Raw genomic sequence first — 16,571 nt, 5'->3', positions numbered from 1 at the left:
GCCGGGGTTACGAGAGCGTCCACTTCTGGTTGGCGGCGCCGGTGCAGGTCCACAGTTGCAGGCGGGTGCCGTCGGCGCTGGTGTTGCCGGTGACGTCGGCGCACTTGTTCGCGGCGGGGTTCACCAGGTCGCGGCCCGAGGTGGGGGTCCACTGCTGGTTGGCCGCCCCGGTGCAGGACCAGAGCTGGAGCTGGCTGCCGTCGGCGGTGCCGTGGTCGCGTACGTCGAGGCACTTGCCGAGGGCGCGCAGCGTGCCGTCGCCGGGGCGGGTCCACTGCTGGGCGGCGGTGCCGTTGCAGGTGTAGAGCTGTACGGCGGCCCCGTCCGCGCCGCTGGCGCCGGCCACGTCCACGCACTTGCCGGCCAGGCCGGTGATCGCGCCGCCGCCGGTGCCGCCGCCGGGCGTGCCGGACCAGGTGTAGGTGGCGGTGGTGCGGGCGGGCAGCGTGTGGACGAAGGACTGGCCGCCCCAGTCGACCCGGACGGACTGGGCCGAGGTGCCGCCGTTGTGGGCGATCAGCGCCTTGGAGCCGTCGGGGTTGCGGTAGGCGACGTTCTGGATCGTGGCGTTGGCGGTGGAGTCGATGCGGTAGGCGCCCGGCTTGACGAACTTGGTCAGGTGGCCGGTCGTGTAGTACTCGATCGTGTAGTCCACCTGGCCGGCGCGCGAGCCGCCCTCCTGGACGGTGATCAGCCCGGTGCAGGTGCCGCAGCCGCCGTTGTGCGGGCCCATGTTCTGGTTGAGCGCGAGGCTCCACTTGACGAGGCTGCCGCTCCAGTTGCGGGCGTAGCTCACGATGTCGGTCATGTCGTCGTTGTGCTGGTTGCCGACCCAGGTGCCGCCGGAGTGCTCGGTGCTGAACTGCCGTACCGACGGGTACTGGTTGTGCACCTGCGTGCCGACCGCCGGGTCACCGTAGTAGCCGTGCCAGGCGATGCCGCCGAACAGCGGGTCGGTGCGCAGCGCGGCGTCGGCCAGGATGGGGCTGCCGATCTGGCCGTAGTCGCCGTAGTTCCAGTCGTGCACGAGCACCTTGGTGGTGATGCCGGCGGCGCGGAAGGCCGGGTAGACGAAGTTCTTGGTCAGCTCGATGAGGCCGGAGGCGTTCCAGGACATGCCGGGGTAGTTCATCGCGGTCGGGTTGGACGCCTGGCAGCAGTTGGGCTCGTTCTGGACCGAGAGGTAGTCGACGGGGACGCCGGCGGCCTGGTAGCTCTGAAGGTACTTGACCAGGTACTGCGCGTACGTGCCGTAGTGCTCCCACTTCAGCCAGCCCATCTGGTCCATCCGGCCGTTGTCCTTCATCCAGCCGGGCGAGCTCCACGGCACGGCCTTGACCCGCAGCGCGGGGTTGAGCTGCTTGGCCTGGGCGGTCAGCAGGCGGACGTCGGTGTCGTAGCCGTTGGCGCCGAAGTCGTTCAGGTCGCAGCAGGTGTCGTCGAGGGAGACCATGCCAGGGCGCGACAGGTCGGAGGCGCCGATGGGGTTGCGGACGAAGGACAGGCCGATCCCGTCCGTGGGGTGGAACAGCTTGCGCATCGTCGCGTCGCGGGTGGCGGCGCTGACGGGGCCGCCGCGCAGCAGGTACGCGGTGGTGTCGGTGATCGACGCGCCGCCGCCCTCGAACTGCTGGTACGTGGTGCCCTCGTTGACGGTGATGGTGTGGTTCGCGGAGCCGCCGGCGGGGCCGAAGGCGGTCGGCGTCTGCTGGGCGAGGCCGCGGGTGACGGTGCGCCCGCCGGAGTCGGAGGTGGTGGTGAGCCAGATGTTCACGCTCTCGCCTGCCGCCAGGGCCGGCAGGGGCGCGGCTCCCACCAGGGCGAGCGCGCAGGCGAGCGCCAGAAGGATTCTGGACACGGCGAGGTCCTTTCAGGGGCTGGGGGGTGATGCCCTTGAAACAAATGAAACAGTGACGAAACACTGCTTGCACTGAGCAGCAGAGCACGAGTCAATGCGACCGTCAACTGATGTAACAAATGAAACAGTCAGTACGGAGCGGGCCCCGTGGAGCCGCGGACGATCAGCTCCGTGCCCAGGGAGACGTGCAGCGCCTCCAGCGTGTGCCTGCTGAGCAGCCGCATCAGCAGCGTGACCGCCATCCGGCCCATCTCCTGCAGCGGCTGGCGCACGGTGGTCAGCGCGGGCGAGGCCGCCCGGCTGATGTCGATGTCGTCGAAGCCCGCCACCGACAGGTCGCCGGGCACGCTCAGCCCGCGTTCGGCCGCCGCGCGCAGCGCGCCGACCGCCATCTTGTCGTTGAAGGCCACCAGGGCCGTCGGCCGGACCGGCAGGTCGAGCAGCTCGCGGGCCGCCAGGTAGCCGTGCTCGATGTTCGGCTCGGGGACGTTGCGCAGCAGCTCGGGGGCCGGCAGCACCCCGGCGTCGGCCAGCGAGGCGGTGTAGCCGGCCAGCCTGGCCTCGCTGGGCAGCCACTTCACCGGGCCGCCGATGATCCCGACCCGGCGGTGGCCCAGGCCCACCACGTGCGCCATCAGCTTCCTGCCGCCCGCGAAGTGCGCGGCCGACACGGCCACGATGTCCTTCGGGGGCGGCGTGCGCGGGTCGATCACCGCGAACGGGAAACCGCGATCGCGCAGCCGGACGAGCTCCTCGCCCGGCTCGGGCGGCAGGATCAGGATCGCGCCCGCGACCCCCGGCCGCTCGGGCAGGCCGGGCAGCACCGCGCTGCTCTGCGCCGCCTCCCCCGCCCCGAGGATCATCTGCCGGTTGTGCAGCTCGATCGTCTCGCCCACCGAGGAGACGATCAGCCCGAAGTAGTCGGTCAGCACGTACGGGCAGCGCACGTAGATCGCGCCGCCCGGCGCATCGGGGGTCGCACGCGGCCGGGGCGCCTGGTCGCCCAGCCGGCCCACCGCGCTCAGCACCAGGTCCCTGGTGTGCGGGGAGACGTTGGACTGGCCGTTGAGCACGCGGGAGACGGTGGCGATGGACAGGCCGGTCTCGGCCGCGACGTCACGGACCGTCGCCCGCGTCCTGGCTGCCATGCGCACTCCCCGCTCGGTAGGTGCCGCCAGGATATTCACCGGGCGAAGCCGATCTCCACCCCCCGGTCCGGGGCTTTCGATATCCCCACAATTAGCCGATATTTCGGAATTTCTGAAAAAGATCCGGCTTGCATTTCTGATTTCCGCGCCTAAATTGGCTTCCCGGAAAAACCAGCGGGGAGGACGATTCGCCGTGCCGGACAATGATCCGCCCACCGGTGGAAAACGCACCAGACTGCTCCTGTGGAGCGGCGGCGTGCTCACCGCGGTCGTCGCCGGCGTGATCACCGCGTGGGCCACCGACGCCGTCAGCCTGCTCGTCGGACCGGCCGACCTGGTCGGCCTCGGCAGGCCGGCGCTGCGGGCCACGGTCATCCCCGTCGCCGGGCGCGCCCCCGACCTCGCCGTGGCCGCCCTGCCCAGCACGCCGCACGACCGCGCCGTCTTCCTGCGCGGCAGGTTCAGCGACCAGGCGTTCCTCGACGTGACCGCCGGGCTGGGCGGGGCCTGGGTGAAGCGGGCGCGCGTCCGCGTGGTCTTCGAGGCCACCCGCGACCTGCGCATCACCGACGTACGCCTGAAGCGGATCGGCGTCGCGCAGCCGAACGTCACCAGGGCCTTCGTGCAGTTCCCGAGCGAGTCCGCGGCCAGAAACCCGCAGCTCACCCTCGACCTCAATGACAAAGCCCCGTTCTTCGCCCGCCTGCCGGGGTCCAAGAGCCCGTTCTTCGGCCCCAACAGCCTGCCGGTGAAAAGGGGAGATCAGACCGAGGTCGGGTTCGAGATCCAGGCCCGTTCCCGCAGCCACGCATTCGCATTGGAGGTCTTCTACCTGTCCACCGGCGCCGACCGCCAGGAGAGCATCACCGTGACCGACCACGGCAGGCCCTTCCGGGTCACCGGCGGCCCCGCCCGCTGGACCGCCTACGGCACCGTCTACCGCAACACCGGGGCCGGGCTGCACGTCGCCGCCGGGCGCGAGGCGTGCGAGATCTTCGAGACGGGACGAGCATGCGCGTCCGGGCGCTGATCACGGCGCTGCTCGTGCTCGGCTGCGCCGCCGGCAGCCGGGCCGCGGCCGCCCCCGGGCCGGCCGCGCTCGTCACGGCCTGGTCGGTGAACGTCGGGCCGCTGGGCGATGAGGGCTTCGGCCTCGCGGTGCCCGCCGCCACGATCCGCGGGCGGGCGGTGCTGGCCCTGCCCTCGGCCCGGCCGGACGCCGTCCGGCTCCACGACGCGGCGACCGGGCGGGTGCTGCGCGCGTTCCCGCTGCCCCGGCCGTACCGGTTCGTGGAGGTGGACGTGCGCTTCGTCGGCGAGTCGCTCGCGGTGCGCACCGACGAACCCCGAGGGGAGCGGATCACCCTGTACGACCCGCTGACCGGGGCGGTGCGGTGGTCGCGGCTGGTCCCGCTCGCGGGCGCGCCCATCCTGCTGCCCTACACGCAGAGCTCCGTCCAGGCGCGCACCGGCATCGTGCGGGCGTCCGGCGACGGGCTGCGCGGCCTCGACCCGGCGACCGGCCGCGACACCTGGACGCTGCCGTGGCCGCGCGCCTGCCCCGAACGCATCCTGCTCACCGCCGAGCGCCCGCTCCTCGTCGAGCAGTGCCCCGACGGCTCGGGCGTCCTGTACGGCGTGGACGCGCGTACGGGCCGCGTCGCCTGGAAGCACGCCTTCCCCCGCACGGACGGCGACATCCTGGCCCCCGACGTGTCGTCCACCGGCCTGATCGAGGTCTCCCACGCGGACGTCTTCACCGCCCTCGACCCCGACGGCCGGGTGATCGCGCGACTGCCCGGCCGCTTCCCCACCGTCGCGGGCCCGACCGCGGTGCGCACCGGCGGGCTCACCCTGCTGGTGCACAGCGAGAACGGCGCGCGCGTCATGACCGCGCTGCGCGGCGCGGGCGGGCGGGTCGCCTGGCGCACCACCCTCAGACCGCCCCGCGCGCTGGGGTCATCCGACGGGCACCTGCCGAGCGCCGACTTCCTGACCGCCCGCCACGCCGTGAGCCACGTGCCGCACGACCTCGAGGCCCGCAGCCTGGAGTTCGTCTCGCTGGCCGACGGGCGGCGCGTCTCCTTCCCGCTGGCGGCCGGCGGGCTGGCCTCCGTGGTCGCCGGCAGCACGGCGCGCGACGTGCTCATGTACGAGATCCACCCCGACGGCGGGCACGTCACCGCCTACACCCTCCGGCCGGGGCGCGGCGCGGGCTCGCCGCTGGCGGTGCCGCCCGAGCGGTGGCCGGACGCCTGCGCGCTGGCCGATCGTGCCGTCCCGGAGGGGTACACGCCGGTCCCGGCCGGGGAGGAGCACCTCGGGCTGCGCTGGCCGCAGGCCAACACGTGCGTGCTCCTGCCGGCCGACGACTCGAAGGCGCAGGTGAAGGTGGCGGTCGGCTGGGTCTCGGCCACCGACGCCGACGCCCGCCGGCTGGCCGGGAGCAAGCTCGCGGCCGATCCGGGGGCGGAGCGGCTGGGCGAGGGGGCGTACCTGGGCTCAGCAGGGGATCGTGACGGGCGGCGCACGTCCGGCTGGGCCTTTGGCGGGCGGGTGCTGGTGCACGTCGAGGCCACCGGGGATCCGGCACTCACCCGCCGCGCCACCCTCGCGGTCGCCACCCGGCTGCACGGCCCCTGAGAGTCCGCGCGACCGCAAACCACAGGCGCCCGGACAGCCCCGACGCGCGGCCGGCGAACCCACGGGCGCGGACCCTGCTGCACGACCTCGCGGGGCCGCGCAGCGGCGAACCACAGGCGCGGGCCCGGACAGCCTCGATGTGCGGCCTCGCGAGCCCACACGCGCGGGCCCGGCTCACAGCCCCCGATGTGCAACCCGCGGGGCGGGGGTCAGTCGGTTGTCGTGCGGCGGTTGCGGGGGGTGGGTTTCTTGCGGCCCGCTACCAGGGTGTCGCCGGGCGCGGGGGTGCTCGTCGGCTCCTCGTTGCGTTTGGGCCGCCCCGCCTGCGACCGGGCGCGCGGCTGCGGCACCGTGTCCTCCGTCGAGGAGACGCCGGGTTCGGCCTGCGCCGGTTCGGGCTCGGCGGCGGCCTTCTTCGGCTCGCCCGGGTCGCCGGAGGACCCGGAGGACCCGGACGCGCGCGGCTCGTCGGGATCGCGGAGTGCGGCGATGACCCGGTCGGCCTCGGTGTCGGAGGCGAACTCGTCGGCCGCCGCCGATTCCCTGCGCCGGATCACGACCATGTGGTCCACCGACACGCGCCCCGCCCCGACCACGGCGAGCAGGAGGGAGGCGGCGCCGAGCAGGATGATCTCGTTCATGGTGATGGGGTTGAGCGGCGGGGCCACGAGGAAGACCGCCAGCGCCTCGGCGAAGAGGATGAGCCCGGTCACCGAGACCGCGAGGCCGGCGATGAGCAGCGCGCCGCCGATGAGCTCGGCGAGCATGGTGACCGTCGCCCAGGCGCCGGGGGCCGGAGCGCCCTGGTCCAGGAACTTCGACCCGGTGATTTTCAGCCCGTCTTCCAGCTTGGACCAGCCGTTGGCGAAGAAGATCCCGCCCACGCCGAGGCGGGCGACTAACGCGGCAAGATCACGGAGGGCCTGTTTCACGGTAGTTGTCTGCCCTGAACGGGACATGGCACACCTCAATCACGGCGGAGCAGCATGGCCACCGCGGCGGCGGTCAGGCTGAGCAGGACGACGCTCACGACCACGGTCGTGTGCAGGGCGTTGACGAAGGCCCATCGGGCGGCGTCGAGCAGCGCGCCGCCGGCGGAGCCGCCGACCTGGTCCGCGACGTGCGCGGCGGCGGCCAGCGACTGCCTGGCCTGGTCCATGCCGCCCTCGGGCACACCGGGGACGGGACGCAGGCCGGGGGCGTAGACGATCGTGGTGATCGTGCCGAGCACGGCCACGCCCAGGCCGGCCCCCAGTTCGTACGCGGTCTCCTCGATGGCGGCGGCCCCGCCCGCCTGCGACTCGGGGGCGGCGGCCATGATCGTGTCGGAGGCGGCGAGCAGCGCCACCTGCACCCCGAACCCGATGCCCACGAAGCAGATCGCCAGCATCACGGGGTGTCCTTCGACGCCCCAGGTCAGGGTGGGGGTCAGGGCGAGCGCCACGAGGCCGAGGCCGCCGCTCATGGTGGCGCGCATGCCGATCCTGGGCAGAATGTGGGCGGCGGCGAGCCCGCCGGTGATGGCCGACAGGACCAGCGGCAACATCCGCAGCGCCGCCCGTACGGGGCTGTCGCCGAGGACGAGTTGCAGGTACTGGGCGAGCATGAGCTGCAGTCCCACCAGCGCGAACACGCCGAGCAGCACGCCGGCGACCCCGGTGGTGAAGTCGCGCCGCCGAAACAGCCCGACCTCCAGGAACGGCGCGGGCAGCCGGGTCTGCCGCCGGACGAACGCCACCAGCAGCCCCACCCCCGTCAGGAAGACCAGGACCGCGGCCCAGAACGGCATCAGGCTCCCCGAGCCCGCCTCCTTGAGCCCGAAGGCCAGCGCCAGGATGCCGGCCACCGACAGGATCGCGCTGACGGCGTCCCAGGGACGGCCGGCGTGCACGCGCGACTCGGGCAGCAGGCGGATCGCGGCGGGCAGCAGCACGAGCAGGATCGGCACGTTGATGAGGAAGACCGCGCCCCACCAGAAGCCGACGAGCACGCCGCCGACGAGCGGCCCGACCGCGGCGCCGGCCGCCGCGACGGCGCTCCAGACGCCGAGGGCGACGGCCCGTTCGCGCCGGTCGGTGAAGACCTGGCGGATCAGCGACAGCGTGGCCGGCATGATCATCGCGCCGCCCACGCCGAGCAGCGCCCTGGCGAGGATCAGGGTGAGCGGGGTCGGGGCGCACGCGGCGGCGGCCGAGGCCACGCCGAACAGCACGAAGCCCCAGAGCACCAGCCGTTTGCGGCCGTACTTGTCGCCGAGCGTGCCGAACATGACCAGCAGCGGCGCGACCACCAGCGAGTAGACGTCGATGATCCACAGCAGTTGCACGGCGGAGGGTTCGAGCGCGGCCGTGAGGGCGGGCACCGCGATGTGCAGGACGGTGGCGTCGACCGTGATCAGCAGCAGGCTCAGGCAGAGCAACACCAGGATGGACCAGCGGCGGCTGTGAGGGTCCCGGCCGGCGGCGCGTACGGAAGGCGCGGCCTGGGTGACGGTCATGGGCCTCCTTGCGGGCCGATCCGCTTCACAGGGCCCGCACGTGCTGGTGGTCGGCGGCGGGACTCGGCGCGTCACTCGCTCCTTTCGAGCTGCGCGGCCGCGTTCCGGCGCTCCCGGCTTGCGTGGCAGCTTAGGCCATGCCGGGAGGTTGTGATAGCGGTATCGGCCGATCCACGGTCAGCGCACACCTCTCTAGAGAGATACAGCCATATGTCGGGATCTATCCATGAAACGTCCGCCCGCCGATCATGGGACTCGTGGGGACCGACGAAAGTGGCAAGAACGGCAACCATCCCAACCGGTCCGCACGCGAATGGTGCGAAGAGGCCCTGAGCAGACTCGACGCCGGACGTCCCGAAGCCGCCCTGGACGCCGCCCGCCGCGCCGCCGGCCTGGACCCGGCCTCCGAATGGGCGCACCGGCTGATCAGCCTGGCCCACGAGCGGCTGGGCCGCGACGCCGATGCCCTGCCCGCCGCCGAGCGGGCCGTCGAACTGGCCCACGGCTCATGGCCGGCCCGGTTGCGCCTGGCCGGCGTGCTGCGCCGGCTGCCGGGACGCTGGGCGGAGGCGTCCGAGCAGGCGGAGCTGGCCAGGAAGTTCGCGCCCGAGGAGCCGGGACCCGAGGTCATGCGCGGCGACCTGGCCCTGCTGCGCGGCGAGCACGCACGCGCCGAACGCGCCTACCGGGCCGCGCTCGCCGCCGACCCCGGCCACCCGCAGGCCCGCGTGAACCTCGGCCTGGCGCTGCTGCGCTGGGACCGTCCCCGCCTCCACCACGACCCGGCCTGGCCGATCGACCCGCGCCAGAGCGGGCGCGCCCGGCGCGCGATGGAGGTCTGGTCGCGCCAGGTGCGCCTGCTGCTCGCCGTGGGCACGCTGGGGATCGCCGCGTGCGCGCTGCTGCTCGACTGGGGCGCCCAGGCCCGGCTCGGCGGCCTCGTCCTGCTCCTGCTGCTGGTTCCGATCACGGTGCGGCAGGCGCGGCGGGTCGGCGTCTGGCGGTACGCCGGGGCGATGCTCGGCGGGGATCCCTGGCTCGGGGTGTCGGTGGCGTCCGCCGCCCTGTCGATCGCGGCGTTCACCGCGTGGCTGCTGCTGGGGGCGGTGCGGGTGCCCTGGCTCGACCCGGTCTGGGCCGGGCTGGCGGGCATCCTGGTGCTGGGCTGGCCGGCGCAGGCGGGCGTGCGCGCGCTGGCACAGGCGTGGCGCGGACGTCCGCTGCGGGCGCTGGCCGTGACGGAACCGGTGCGGGCGAGCGAGCGCACCGCGCGGCGCAACGTCGGGGTGGCGCTGTGGATCGTGCTCGGCCGGACCTGGACGGTGCTGGTCGCGCTGGCCGGCGGGGCCCTCGTGGTGGAGCCCCTGGCGGCGGTGGCCATGGTGGCGGTGCCGTCCCCATTGGTGTGGGGTTTCCTGCGTGCCCGTCCCGGCGCGGACCGGTGGCTGCTCACCGCGGCCGGGCTGGTCGTGCTGGCGGCCGTGGCCTGCGCGGCGGGCGGGGTGCTGGAGGCGGCGTGGGCGTGGCGGACCGGGCTCGGGGCGCTGGTGGCGGGCGCGGTGGTGTCCGGGCTGCGGGGCGCGCAGGCGTGGTGGCGCGGCGGGCCGGGGCCGTGGCGCTCGTCCCTGCTGATGTGCGACCTGCCCGTGGGCGGCGAGCCGTCGGTCGCGCTGAACTCGGAGGTGCGCCAGACCTTCTCGTACGCGCGCAGCGTCGTCCTGGCCTACGGCGACGCCCTCGGCCCCCGGGTCGCGGGCGCCGTCGCGTCGGTCACCTCGTCGGGAGAGCTGCGGCTGATCGCCGAGACCGAGGCGTGGGAGGCCGTCGAGGAGGATCCGCGGGTGGCGCTCTTCGCGACCGATCCGTTGCAGCGGCGGTTCTGGGTGGAGGTGCGCGGGGTCGCCAGGGCCGACTCCGACGTCCTGCGCGTGACGCCCAAACAGGTGCTGGTGGGCGAGTTCCCCGGACGGCACCAGCGTCGCTGACCGGCGCGCGACCCGGCTGGCCTGCGACGTCCCGCGACCAAGCGCGCCACCGGTCTCCCGGAGGCGGCCACGGGACCCGGGCACGACCGTCGGACAGCCCTTTTCGTGACCTGCACCTAGCGTGTCAGGAGCGCCCAATCGTCGGTCCGGTGCGGTATAACCGGGGGCGGACCGGGGAGGCGTGATGCGTGAGTCCGACAGGGCCCAGGCTGCGGGGCGGGTCGCGGCGCGGGATCTGTTCGAGAAGGTTCGGCTGCGTTATTTCCAGATTCCCCCGGCCGTGCGCCGGGTGCTCTACGTGGTCGTGCTGGTGGCCGCCATGGGGGTGGGCGCGGCGCTCGGATGGGACCTGCTCAAGACCTTCCCCCTCGTGCTCCTGCTGCTCGCGTTCGTCGCGCTGACCATGCGCTTCCCGCGCGCCGCCGCCACCGCGCTGGTGGTGGCCGCCTGGGTGGCGCTGGCGCTGCCGCTCTTCTCCGGGCTGTTCCCGGCGGGGGCGGGCACGGTGCACCTGATCGTCGGGCTGGCCCTGCCGGTCGCCGCCGCGGCCCACGTCATCCGCTGGGTGACGCCGTGGATGAGCACGCTGATGGCGCTCGTCCCCGCCGGGCTGCTCGGGGCCGCGCTCGCCGCGATCTCTCCCACTTCCGACGGCGCGGCGGTCTGGACGGCCTACGCCGCCGCCGGGGCCGTCCTCGTCCACCGTTTCGTGCTGGCCCGCAAGGCCCGCGCGCAGCGCGCCGCCGCCGAGGAGCAGCAGGTCCGCGTCAGGGGCCGCGAGGGCAGGCCCGAGACCGCGCACGACAAGGCGGGCGGCCCGCCGCAGATCTCCGTCGAGGAGGCACTCGCCGAGCTGGAGGGCATGGTCGGGCTGGCGCCGGTCAAGGAGCAGGTGCGCTCGATCGCCGCCTCCATCGAGGCGTCCCGGCTGCGGGCCGAGGCCGGCTACACCACCGAGCGGCCCACCAGGCACTTCGTGTTCGTCGGGCCGCCCGGCACGGGCAAGACCAGCGTGGCCCGCGCGCTGGCCAAGATCTTCTACGCGTTCGGCCTGCTGGAGACCCCCTACGTGGTCGAGGCGCAGCGGGCCGACCTGGTGGGCGAGTTCCTCGGCGCGACCGCGATCAAGACCAACGAGCTGGTGGACCGGGCGCTGGGCGGCGTGCTGTTCATCGACGAGGCGTACGGGCTGGTCAACTCCTCCGACGGGCAGCCCGACCGGTTCGGCGCCGAGGCCGTCCAGACGCTGCTCAAGCGGGCCGAGGACGACCGCGAGCGGCTGATCATCATCCTGGCGGGCTACGAGCAGGAGATGAGCGGGTTCCTGTCCAGCAACCCCGGCCTGGCCAGCCGGTTCGCCACGCGGGTGCGCTTTCCCGGCTACTCCCCCGCGGAGCTGGTCGAGGTCACCGAGCTGCTGCAGCGGCGCAGGGGCGACCAGATGGACGCCGAGACCAAGCGGGTGCTGCTGGCCCGCTACGACGACGTGCACCGCCGCGGCCTGGTCGACGAGCTGGGCAACGCCCGGTTCGCGCGCAGCCTGGTGGAGGCCGCCGCGCAGGCCCGCGACGTACGCGTGGTGGGCGCCGGGGGCACGCCGAGCACCCAGGACCTCGTCACCACGACCACCCCCGACGTGGCCAAGGCGTTTGACGAGCTGACCGCCCGCTTCCGCGGCTACGTGGCCACGCCGACGCTGGAGGAGGCGCTGGCCGACCTCGACAGGATGGCCGGCCTGGCGCCCGTCAAGCGGCAGGTGCACGCGATCGCGGCCCAGCTCCAGGTGGCCCGGATGCGCCAGGAGCGCGGGCTGCCCACGCCGCAGCAGATGCGGCACTTCGTCTTCGTCGGCCCGCCCGGCACCGGCAAGACCACGGTCGCCCGGGTGCTGGGCCGTATCTTCGCCGCGCTCGGCCTGCTGGCCAGGCCCGACGTCGTCGAGGCGCACCGGGCCGACCTGGTCGGCCAGCATCTCGGGGCGACCGCGATCAAGACCAACGAGCTGGTGGACCGGGCACTGGGCGGCGTGCTGTTCATCGACGAGGCGTACAGCCTGGTCAACCCCGGCTACCAGGGCGGCGACGCGTTCGGCGCCGAGGCCGTGCAGACCCTGCTCAAACGGGCCGAGGACGACCGCGAGCGGCTGGTCATCGTACTGGCCGGCTACGAGCGCGAGACCGACGCGTTCCTGGTCAGCAACCCCGGCCTGGCCAGCCGCTTCAACCAGCGGGTGGCCTTCCCCAGCTACTCGCCGCGCGAGCTGTCGCAGATCGCGGTGCTGCTGGCGGAGAAGGCGGGCGACACGTTCGACGACGAGGCGCTGCGCCGGCTCGACGAGGTGTTCACCTGGGTGTGCGCCGACCGGCTGATCGACGGTCTGGGCAACGGCCGCTTCGCCAGGTCCCTGTTCGAGCGCGCGGCCATGCGCCGCGACGTGCGGCTGGCCGCCCACGCCTCGCGCGGCGGCTCCGCCAGTTCGGCCGACCTGACCACGATCACCAGCGAAGACGTCCGCACGGCTGTCGACGAACTCTCCGGCCGCTGACCTTCCGCGCAAGTTCCGTGCGCCGGGATGCTCACATGGTGTAGCAATGTGACTACGATGGGCCACGTCCAGTGGCTCGTCATGCGTGCGTTGCGCGTAGGAGGGGGAGCGATGGCGGGGTTCCTGGCCCGCAGGCTGCTCAGCTACATCGTGCTCGTGGCCGTGGCCGCCAGCCTGGCCTACCTGCTGGCCGCGACCGCCCTCGACCCGCGCTCCAACTACGCCGACCGCACCCCGAAACCGCCGCCCGCGGCGGTGGACGCCCAGCTCACCGCGCTCAACCTGAACGACAAGACGCCGCTCATCGAGCGGTACGCCGTCTGGGCGGGCGGCGTGCTGCACGGCGACTTCGGCCTGACGGTGGCGGGCGCGCCGGTCAACGACGACATCCAGCGCCGTATGGGCGTCACGTTCCGGCTGGTCATCCTGGGGCTGGTGTGCGGCAGCCTGCTCGGCGTGCTCGTGGGGGCGCTGGCCGCGGTCCGGCAGTACGGCTGGTTCGACCGCCTGTCCACCGGCCTGTCGTTCCTGGTGCTCGCGGTGCCGGTGGTCGTGCTGGCCAACATGCTGATCCTGATCGCGGCGTGGGCCAACCAGAACGTGTTCGGCCGCCAGGTGCTGCTGGTCAGCGGCGAGTACAGCGCCGACATCGAGGGATTCTGGAACCAGATGGTGGACCGGCTGCAACATCTCATCCTGCCCACGATCTCGCTGTCGGTGGGGCTGATCGCGGTCTTCAGCCGCTACCAGCGCAACATGATGCTCGACGTGCTGGACGCCGACTTCGTCCGCACGGCCAGGGCCAAGGGGCTGAGCAGGCGCCGGGCGCTGACCCGGCACGCGCTGCGCACCGCGCTGATCCCGGTGGTGACCTACCTGGCGTTCACGTTCGGCGCGCTGCTGACGGGGGCCACGTTCACGGAGAAGATCTTCGGCTGGCACGGGCTGGGCGAGCAGCTCATCAACTCGATCTTCAGCAACGACGTCAACACCGTCGCCGCGATCTCCCTGCTGGCCGCCGTCGCCGTGTTGTGCGCCTCGCTGGCCGCCGACCTGCTGCACGCGGCGCTCGACCCGAGGGTGCGGGCCTGATGACGCTGTCGGAGGAGGAACTGGCCGAGGAGCTCACCGAGGACACGCCTTTCCGGGCGCCGTCCAGGGCGCGGGTGGTCGCCGGGCGGTTCTTCCGCTCCACGCAGGGGCGGATCGGGTTCGCGGTGCTGGCGCTGATGTTCCTGCTGGCCTTCGCGGGGCCGCTGGTCAGCCCGTGGACGTACACCGACAAGGACTTCACCGCGTTCATGCAGCCGCCGTCGGCGCGCCACTGGTTCGGAACGCTCCAAACGGGCTCCGACGTGTTCGCCGTGACGCTGCGCGGCATGCAGAAGTCGCTGGTCGTGGGGCTGCTGGCGGCACTGGTGTCCACGGCGCTGGCCGCGGTCGTGGGGGCGTTCGCCGGCTACTTCCTGGGCTGGACCGACCGGGTGCTGAGCTGGGTGACCGACCTGCTGCTCGTGCTGCCCGCGTTCCTGATCCTGGCGATCCTGTCGCCGCTGTTCGGGTCCGGGCAGTGGCCGCTGTTCGTGGTCATGCTGGCGCTGTTCCTGTGGATGGTCACCTCGAAGATCGTGCGGGGGATGGCGATCTCGCTGAAGGAGCGGGAGTTCGTCCAGGCGGCCCGGTACATGGGGGTGCCGCCGGTGCGGATCATCTTCCGCCACGTGATCCCCAACCTGTCGTCGCTGCTGATCGTCGACGCCACGCTCAACGTCAGCAGCGCGATCCTCACCGAGACGTCGCTGTCGTACTTCGGGTTCGGCATCCAGCCGCCCGACGTGTCGTTCGGGACGCTCATCGCCGACGGCTCCAAGACCGCCGTGTACGCCCCGTGGACGTTCTGGTTCGTGGCCGGGCTGCTGGTGGTCACCGTGCTGGCGGTCAACCTCGTCGGCGACGCGCTGCGCGACGCGTTCGACCCCTCCGCCAGGAGGGTGTGATGGACGAACCGGTGCTGGAGGTCACCGACCTCAACGTCTCCTTCGGCGAGGTCCGGGCGGTACGCGGGGTGAGCTACGCCGTACGTCCGGGCGAGGTGCTGGCCATCGTCGGCGAGTCGGGCTCGGGCAAGTCGGTCACCTCGGCCGCCGTCATGGGGCTGCTGCCGCCGGGGGCACGCGTCACCGGTTCCGTGCGCCTGCACGGCAGGGAGCTGATCGGCGCGCCCGAGCGCACCCTCAACGGCTTTCGCGGCAGATCCATGTCGATGGTCTTCCAGGACCCGCTGTCGGCGCTCACCCCGGTCTACCGGGTGGGCGACCAGATCGCCGAGGCCGTCCGCGTGCACCAGCGGGTCAGCAAGGAGACGGCCCTGATCAAGGCCGTCGAGCTGCTCGAACTCGTCGGCATCCCGCACCCGTCGGAGCGGGCGCTGGCCTTCCCCCACGAGTTCTCCGGCGGCATGCGGCAGCGCGTGGTGATCGCGATGGCCATCGCCAACGACCCCGACGTGATCATCTGCGACGAGCCGACCACGGCGCTCGACGTCACCATCCAGGCCCAGGTGCTGGAGGTGCTCAAGCGGGCCCAGGCCAAGACCGGCGCGGCCATCGTCATGATCACGCACGATCTCGGGGTGGTGGCCGGGTTCGCCGACCGGGTCCTGGTCATGTACGCCGGGCGGCCCGTCGAGGTGGGCGGCGTGGACGACATCTACTACCGCACGCGGATGCCGTACACCGCGGGCCTGCTCGGCTCGGTCCCGCGGGTCGATCGCAGCGGCCGGCAGCCGCTGACGCCCGTCGAGGGCAACCCGCCCTCCCCCGCCGCGCTGCCTCCCGGCTGCCCGTTCGCGCCGCGCTGCCCGATGCGGGTCGCCGCCTGCGACGAGGGCGAGCCGCCGCTGTTCGAGGTGGCCGAGGCGCACCGGGCGGCGTGCATCCGCTGGAAGGAGGTGGGCCCGCGTGGGCCGGGGGCGCGGGCGGCCGGCGAGCCCCGGGCGCGCGAGCGCGGCGCGCGCAACGTGCTGGAGGTGCGCAACCTGGTCAAGGACTTCCCGCTGCTCAAGGGCGCGATCTTCAAGCGCCGGGTGGGCACCGTGCACGCGGTGGCCGGGGTCAGCTTCGACGTCCGGCAGGGCGAGACGCTGGGGCTGGTCGGCGAGTCCGGCAGCGGCAAGACGACCACGCTGACGCAGATCCTCGAACTGGCCGCGCCCCAGGAGGGCGGCATCGTCGTGCTCGGCCACGACACCGCCACGCTGGGCCGGGCCGCCCGCACCGAGATCCGGCGCGACATGCAGGTCGTCTTCCAGGACCCGCTGGCCTCCCTCGACCCGCGCATGACCGTGCACGACATCCTGGCCGAGCCGCTGCGCACCCACGGGTGGCGCGGCGCCGGGCGGCGGGTCGGCGAACTGCTCGCCCTGGTCGGCCTCGAACCCGCGCACGCCGCCCGCTATCCACAGGACTTCTCCGGCGGGCAGCGGCAGCGCATCGGCATCGCCAGGGCGCTGGCGCTGGAGCCCCGGCTGCTCGTGCTCGACGAGCCGGTCTCGGCGCTCGACGTGTCGATCCAGGCCGGGGTGATCAACCTGCTCGACTCGCTCAAGGCCAGGCTCGGGCTGTCGTACCTGTTCGTGGCGCACGACCTGGCCGTGGTGCGCTACATCGCCGACCGGGTGGCGGTGATGTATCTCGGCAGGATCGCCGAGATCGGGCAGGTGGACGCCGTCTACGACCGCCCGGCCCATCCGTACACGCAGGCGCTGCTGTCGGCGATCCCGGTGCCCGACCCGGTGCACGAACGTTCCCGCGAGCGGATCCTGCTCGAAGGCGACCTGCATGTCGCGCCGGATCTCGGTGCGGGCGGCCCGGCCCAGCGTGGCGGTGTCGTGGCC

11 protein-coding genes are annotated in these 16,571 nt (G+C 73.1%); 7 read left to right on the top strand and 4 right to left on the bottom strand.

Annotation, left to right across the window (positions count from 1 at the left end; all coding sequences use genetic code 11):
• Nucleotides 1-7: 7 nt before the first annotated feature.
• Together FAF44_RS35755 and FAF44_RS35750 are read right to left on the bottom strand one after the other, a co-directional pair.
• Entirely contained in the window at nt 8-1,858 is a 1,851-nt protein-coding gene (locus FAF44_RS35755; protein ID WP_237107774.1) for a ricin-type beta-trefoil lectin domain protein, read from the bottom strand.
• Between the two features lie 128 nt (nt 1,859-1,986).
• On the bottom strand, nt 1,987-3,006 hold the full coding sequence (locus FAF44_RS35750; RefSeq protein WP_237107773.1) for a LacI family DNA-binding transcriptional regulator: 1,020 nt from the start codon (nt 3,004-3,006) through the stop codon (nt 1,987-1,989).
• A gap of 193 nt (nt 3,007-3,199) precedes the next feature.
• Here FAF44_RS35750 and FAF44_RS35745 point away from each other — a divergent pair, with 193 nt between their 5' ends.
• Together FAF44_RS35745 and FAF44_RS35740 are read left to right on the top strand one after the other, a co-directional pair.
• On the top strand, nt 3,200-4,036 hold the full coding sequence (locus FAF44_RS35745) for a hypothetical protein (RefSeq protein ID WP_237107772.1): 837 nt from the start codon (nt 3,200-3,202) through the stop codon (nt 4,034-4,036).
• Nucleotides 3,991-5,649, top strand: a complete 1,659-nt coding sequence (locus FAF44_RS35740; protein ID WP_237107771.1) for a PQQ-binding-like beta-propeller repeat protein — start codon at nt 3,991-3,993, stop codon at nt 5,647-5,649. The genes FAF44_RS35745 and FAF44_RS35740 overlap by 46 nt, the downstream gene beginning before the upstream one ends.
• 209 nt (nt 5,650-5,858) lie before the next feature.
• Here FAF44_RS35740 and FAF44_RS35735 read toward each other — a convergent pair whose 3' ends face one another.
• Both FAF44_RS35735 and FAF44_RS35730 read right to left on the bottom strand, forming a co-directional pair.
• A complete protein-coding gene (locus FAF44_RS35735; protein ID WP_237107770.1) occupies nt 5,859-6,581 on the bottom strand; it encodes a DoxX family protein in 723 nt (240 codons plus the stop codon).
• A gap of 35 nt (nt 6,582-6,616) precedes the next feature.
• On the bottom strand, nt 6,617-8,146 hold the full coding sequence (locus FAF44_RS35730) for an MFS transporter (protein ID WP_237107769.1): 1,530 nt from the start codon (nt 8,144-8,146) through the stop codon (nt 6,617-6,619).
• Nucleotides 8,147-8,403: 257 nt separating this feature from the next.
• On the opposite strand from FAF44_RS35730, the gene FAF44_RS35725 reads away from it, so the two are divergent.
• From FAF44_RS35725 to FAF44_RS35705, 5 genes are all read left to right on the top strand, one after another.
• A complete protein-coding gene (locus FAF44_RS35725; protein WP_237107768.1) occupies nt 8,404-10,131 on the top strand; it encodes a hypothetical protein in 1,728 nt (575 codons plus the stop codon).
• Between the two features lie 184 nt (nt 10,132-10,315).
• The gene (locus FAF44_RS35720; RefSeq protein ID WP_237107767.1) at nt 10,316-12,676 is read left to right on the top strand and encodes an AAA family ATPase; all 2,361 of its coding nucleotides are present in this window, start codon (nt 10,316-10,318) and stop codon (nt 12,674-12,676) included.
• Between the two features lie 111 nt (nt 12,677-12,787).
• Nucleotides 12,788-13,768, top strand: coding sequence for an ABC transporter permease (locus FAF44_RS35715; RefSeq protein WP_237107766.1), 981 nt, complete (start codon nt 12,788-12,790; stop codon nt 13,766-13,768).
• A complete protein-coding gene (locus FAF44_RS35710) occupies nt 13,768-14,673 on the top strand; it encodes an ABC transporter permease (RefSeq protein WP_237107765.1) in 906 nt (301 codons plus the stop codon). The genes FAF44_RS35715 and FAF44_RS35710 overlap by 1 nt, the downstream gene beginning before the upstream one ends.
• Nucleotides 14,673-16,571: ABC transporter ATP-binding protein (locus tag FAF44_RS35705; protein ID WP_237107764.1), on the top strand; the 1,899-nt coding region annotated here is incomplete at its 3' end. The genes FAF44_RS35710 and FAF44_RS35705, both read left to right, overlap by 1 nt.

Source organism: Nonomuraea sp. MG754425, assembly GCF_021699195.1.
In the GTDB taxonomy this organism is placed as follows: Bacteria; Actinomycetota; Actinomycetes; order Streptosporangiales; family Streptosporangiaceae; genus Nonomuraea.
This window is presented reverse-complemented; position numbering and strand designations above follow the sequence as displayed.

Excerpts from the sequence above, each read along its gene's own strand:
- FAF44_RS35715 (WP_237107766.1), top strand. The coding sequence starts at position 12,788 with ATGGCGGGGTTCCTGGCCCGCAGGCTGCTCAGCTACATCGTGCTCGTG.
- FAF44_RS35730 (WP_237107769.1), bottom strand. The coding sequence starts at position 8,146 with ATGACCGTCACCCAGGCCGCGCCTTCCGTACGCGCCGCCGGCCGGGAC.
- FAF44_RS35720 (WP_237107767.1), top strand. The coding sequence starts at position 10,316 with ATGCGTGAGTCCGACAGGGCCCAGGCTGCGGGGCGGGTCGCGGCGCGG.
- FAF44_RS35750 (WP_237107773.1), bottom strand. The coding sequence starts at position 3,006 with ATGGCAGCCAGGACGCGGGCGACGGTCCGTGACGTCGCGGCCGAGACC.
- FAF44_RS35710 (WP_237107765.1), top strand. The coding sequence starts at position 13,768 with ATGACGCTGTCGGAGGAGGAACTGGCCGAGGAGCTCACCGAGGACACG.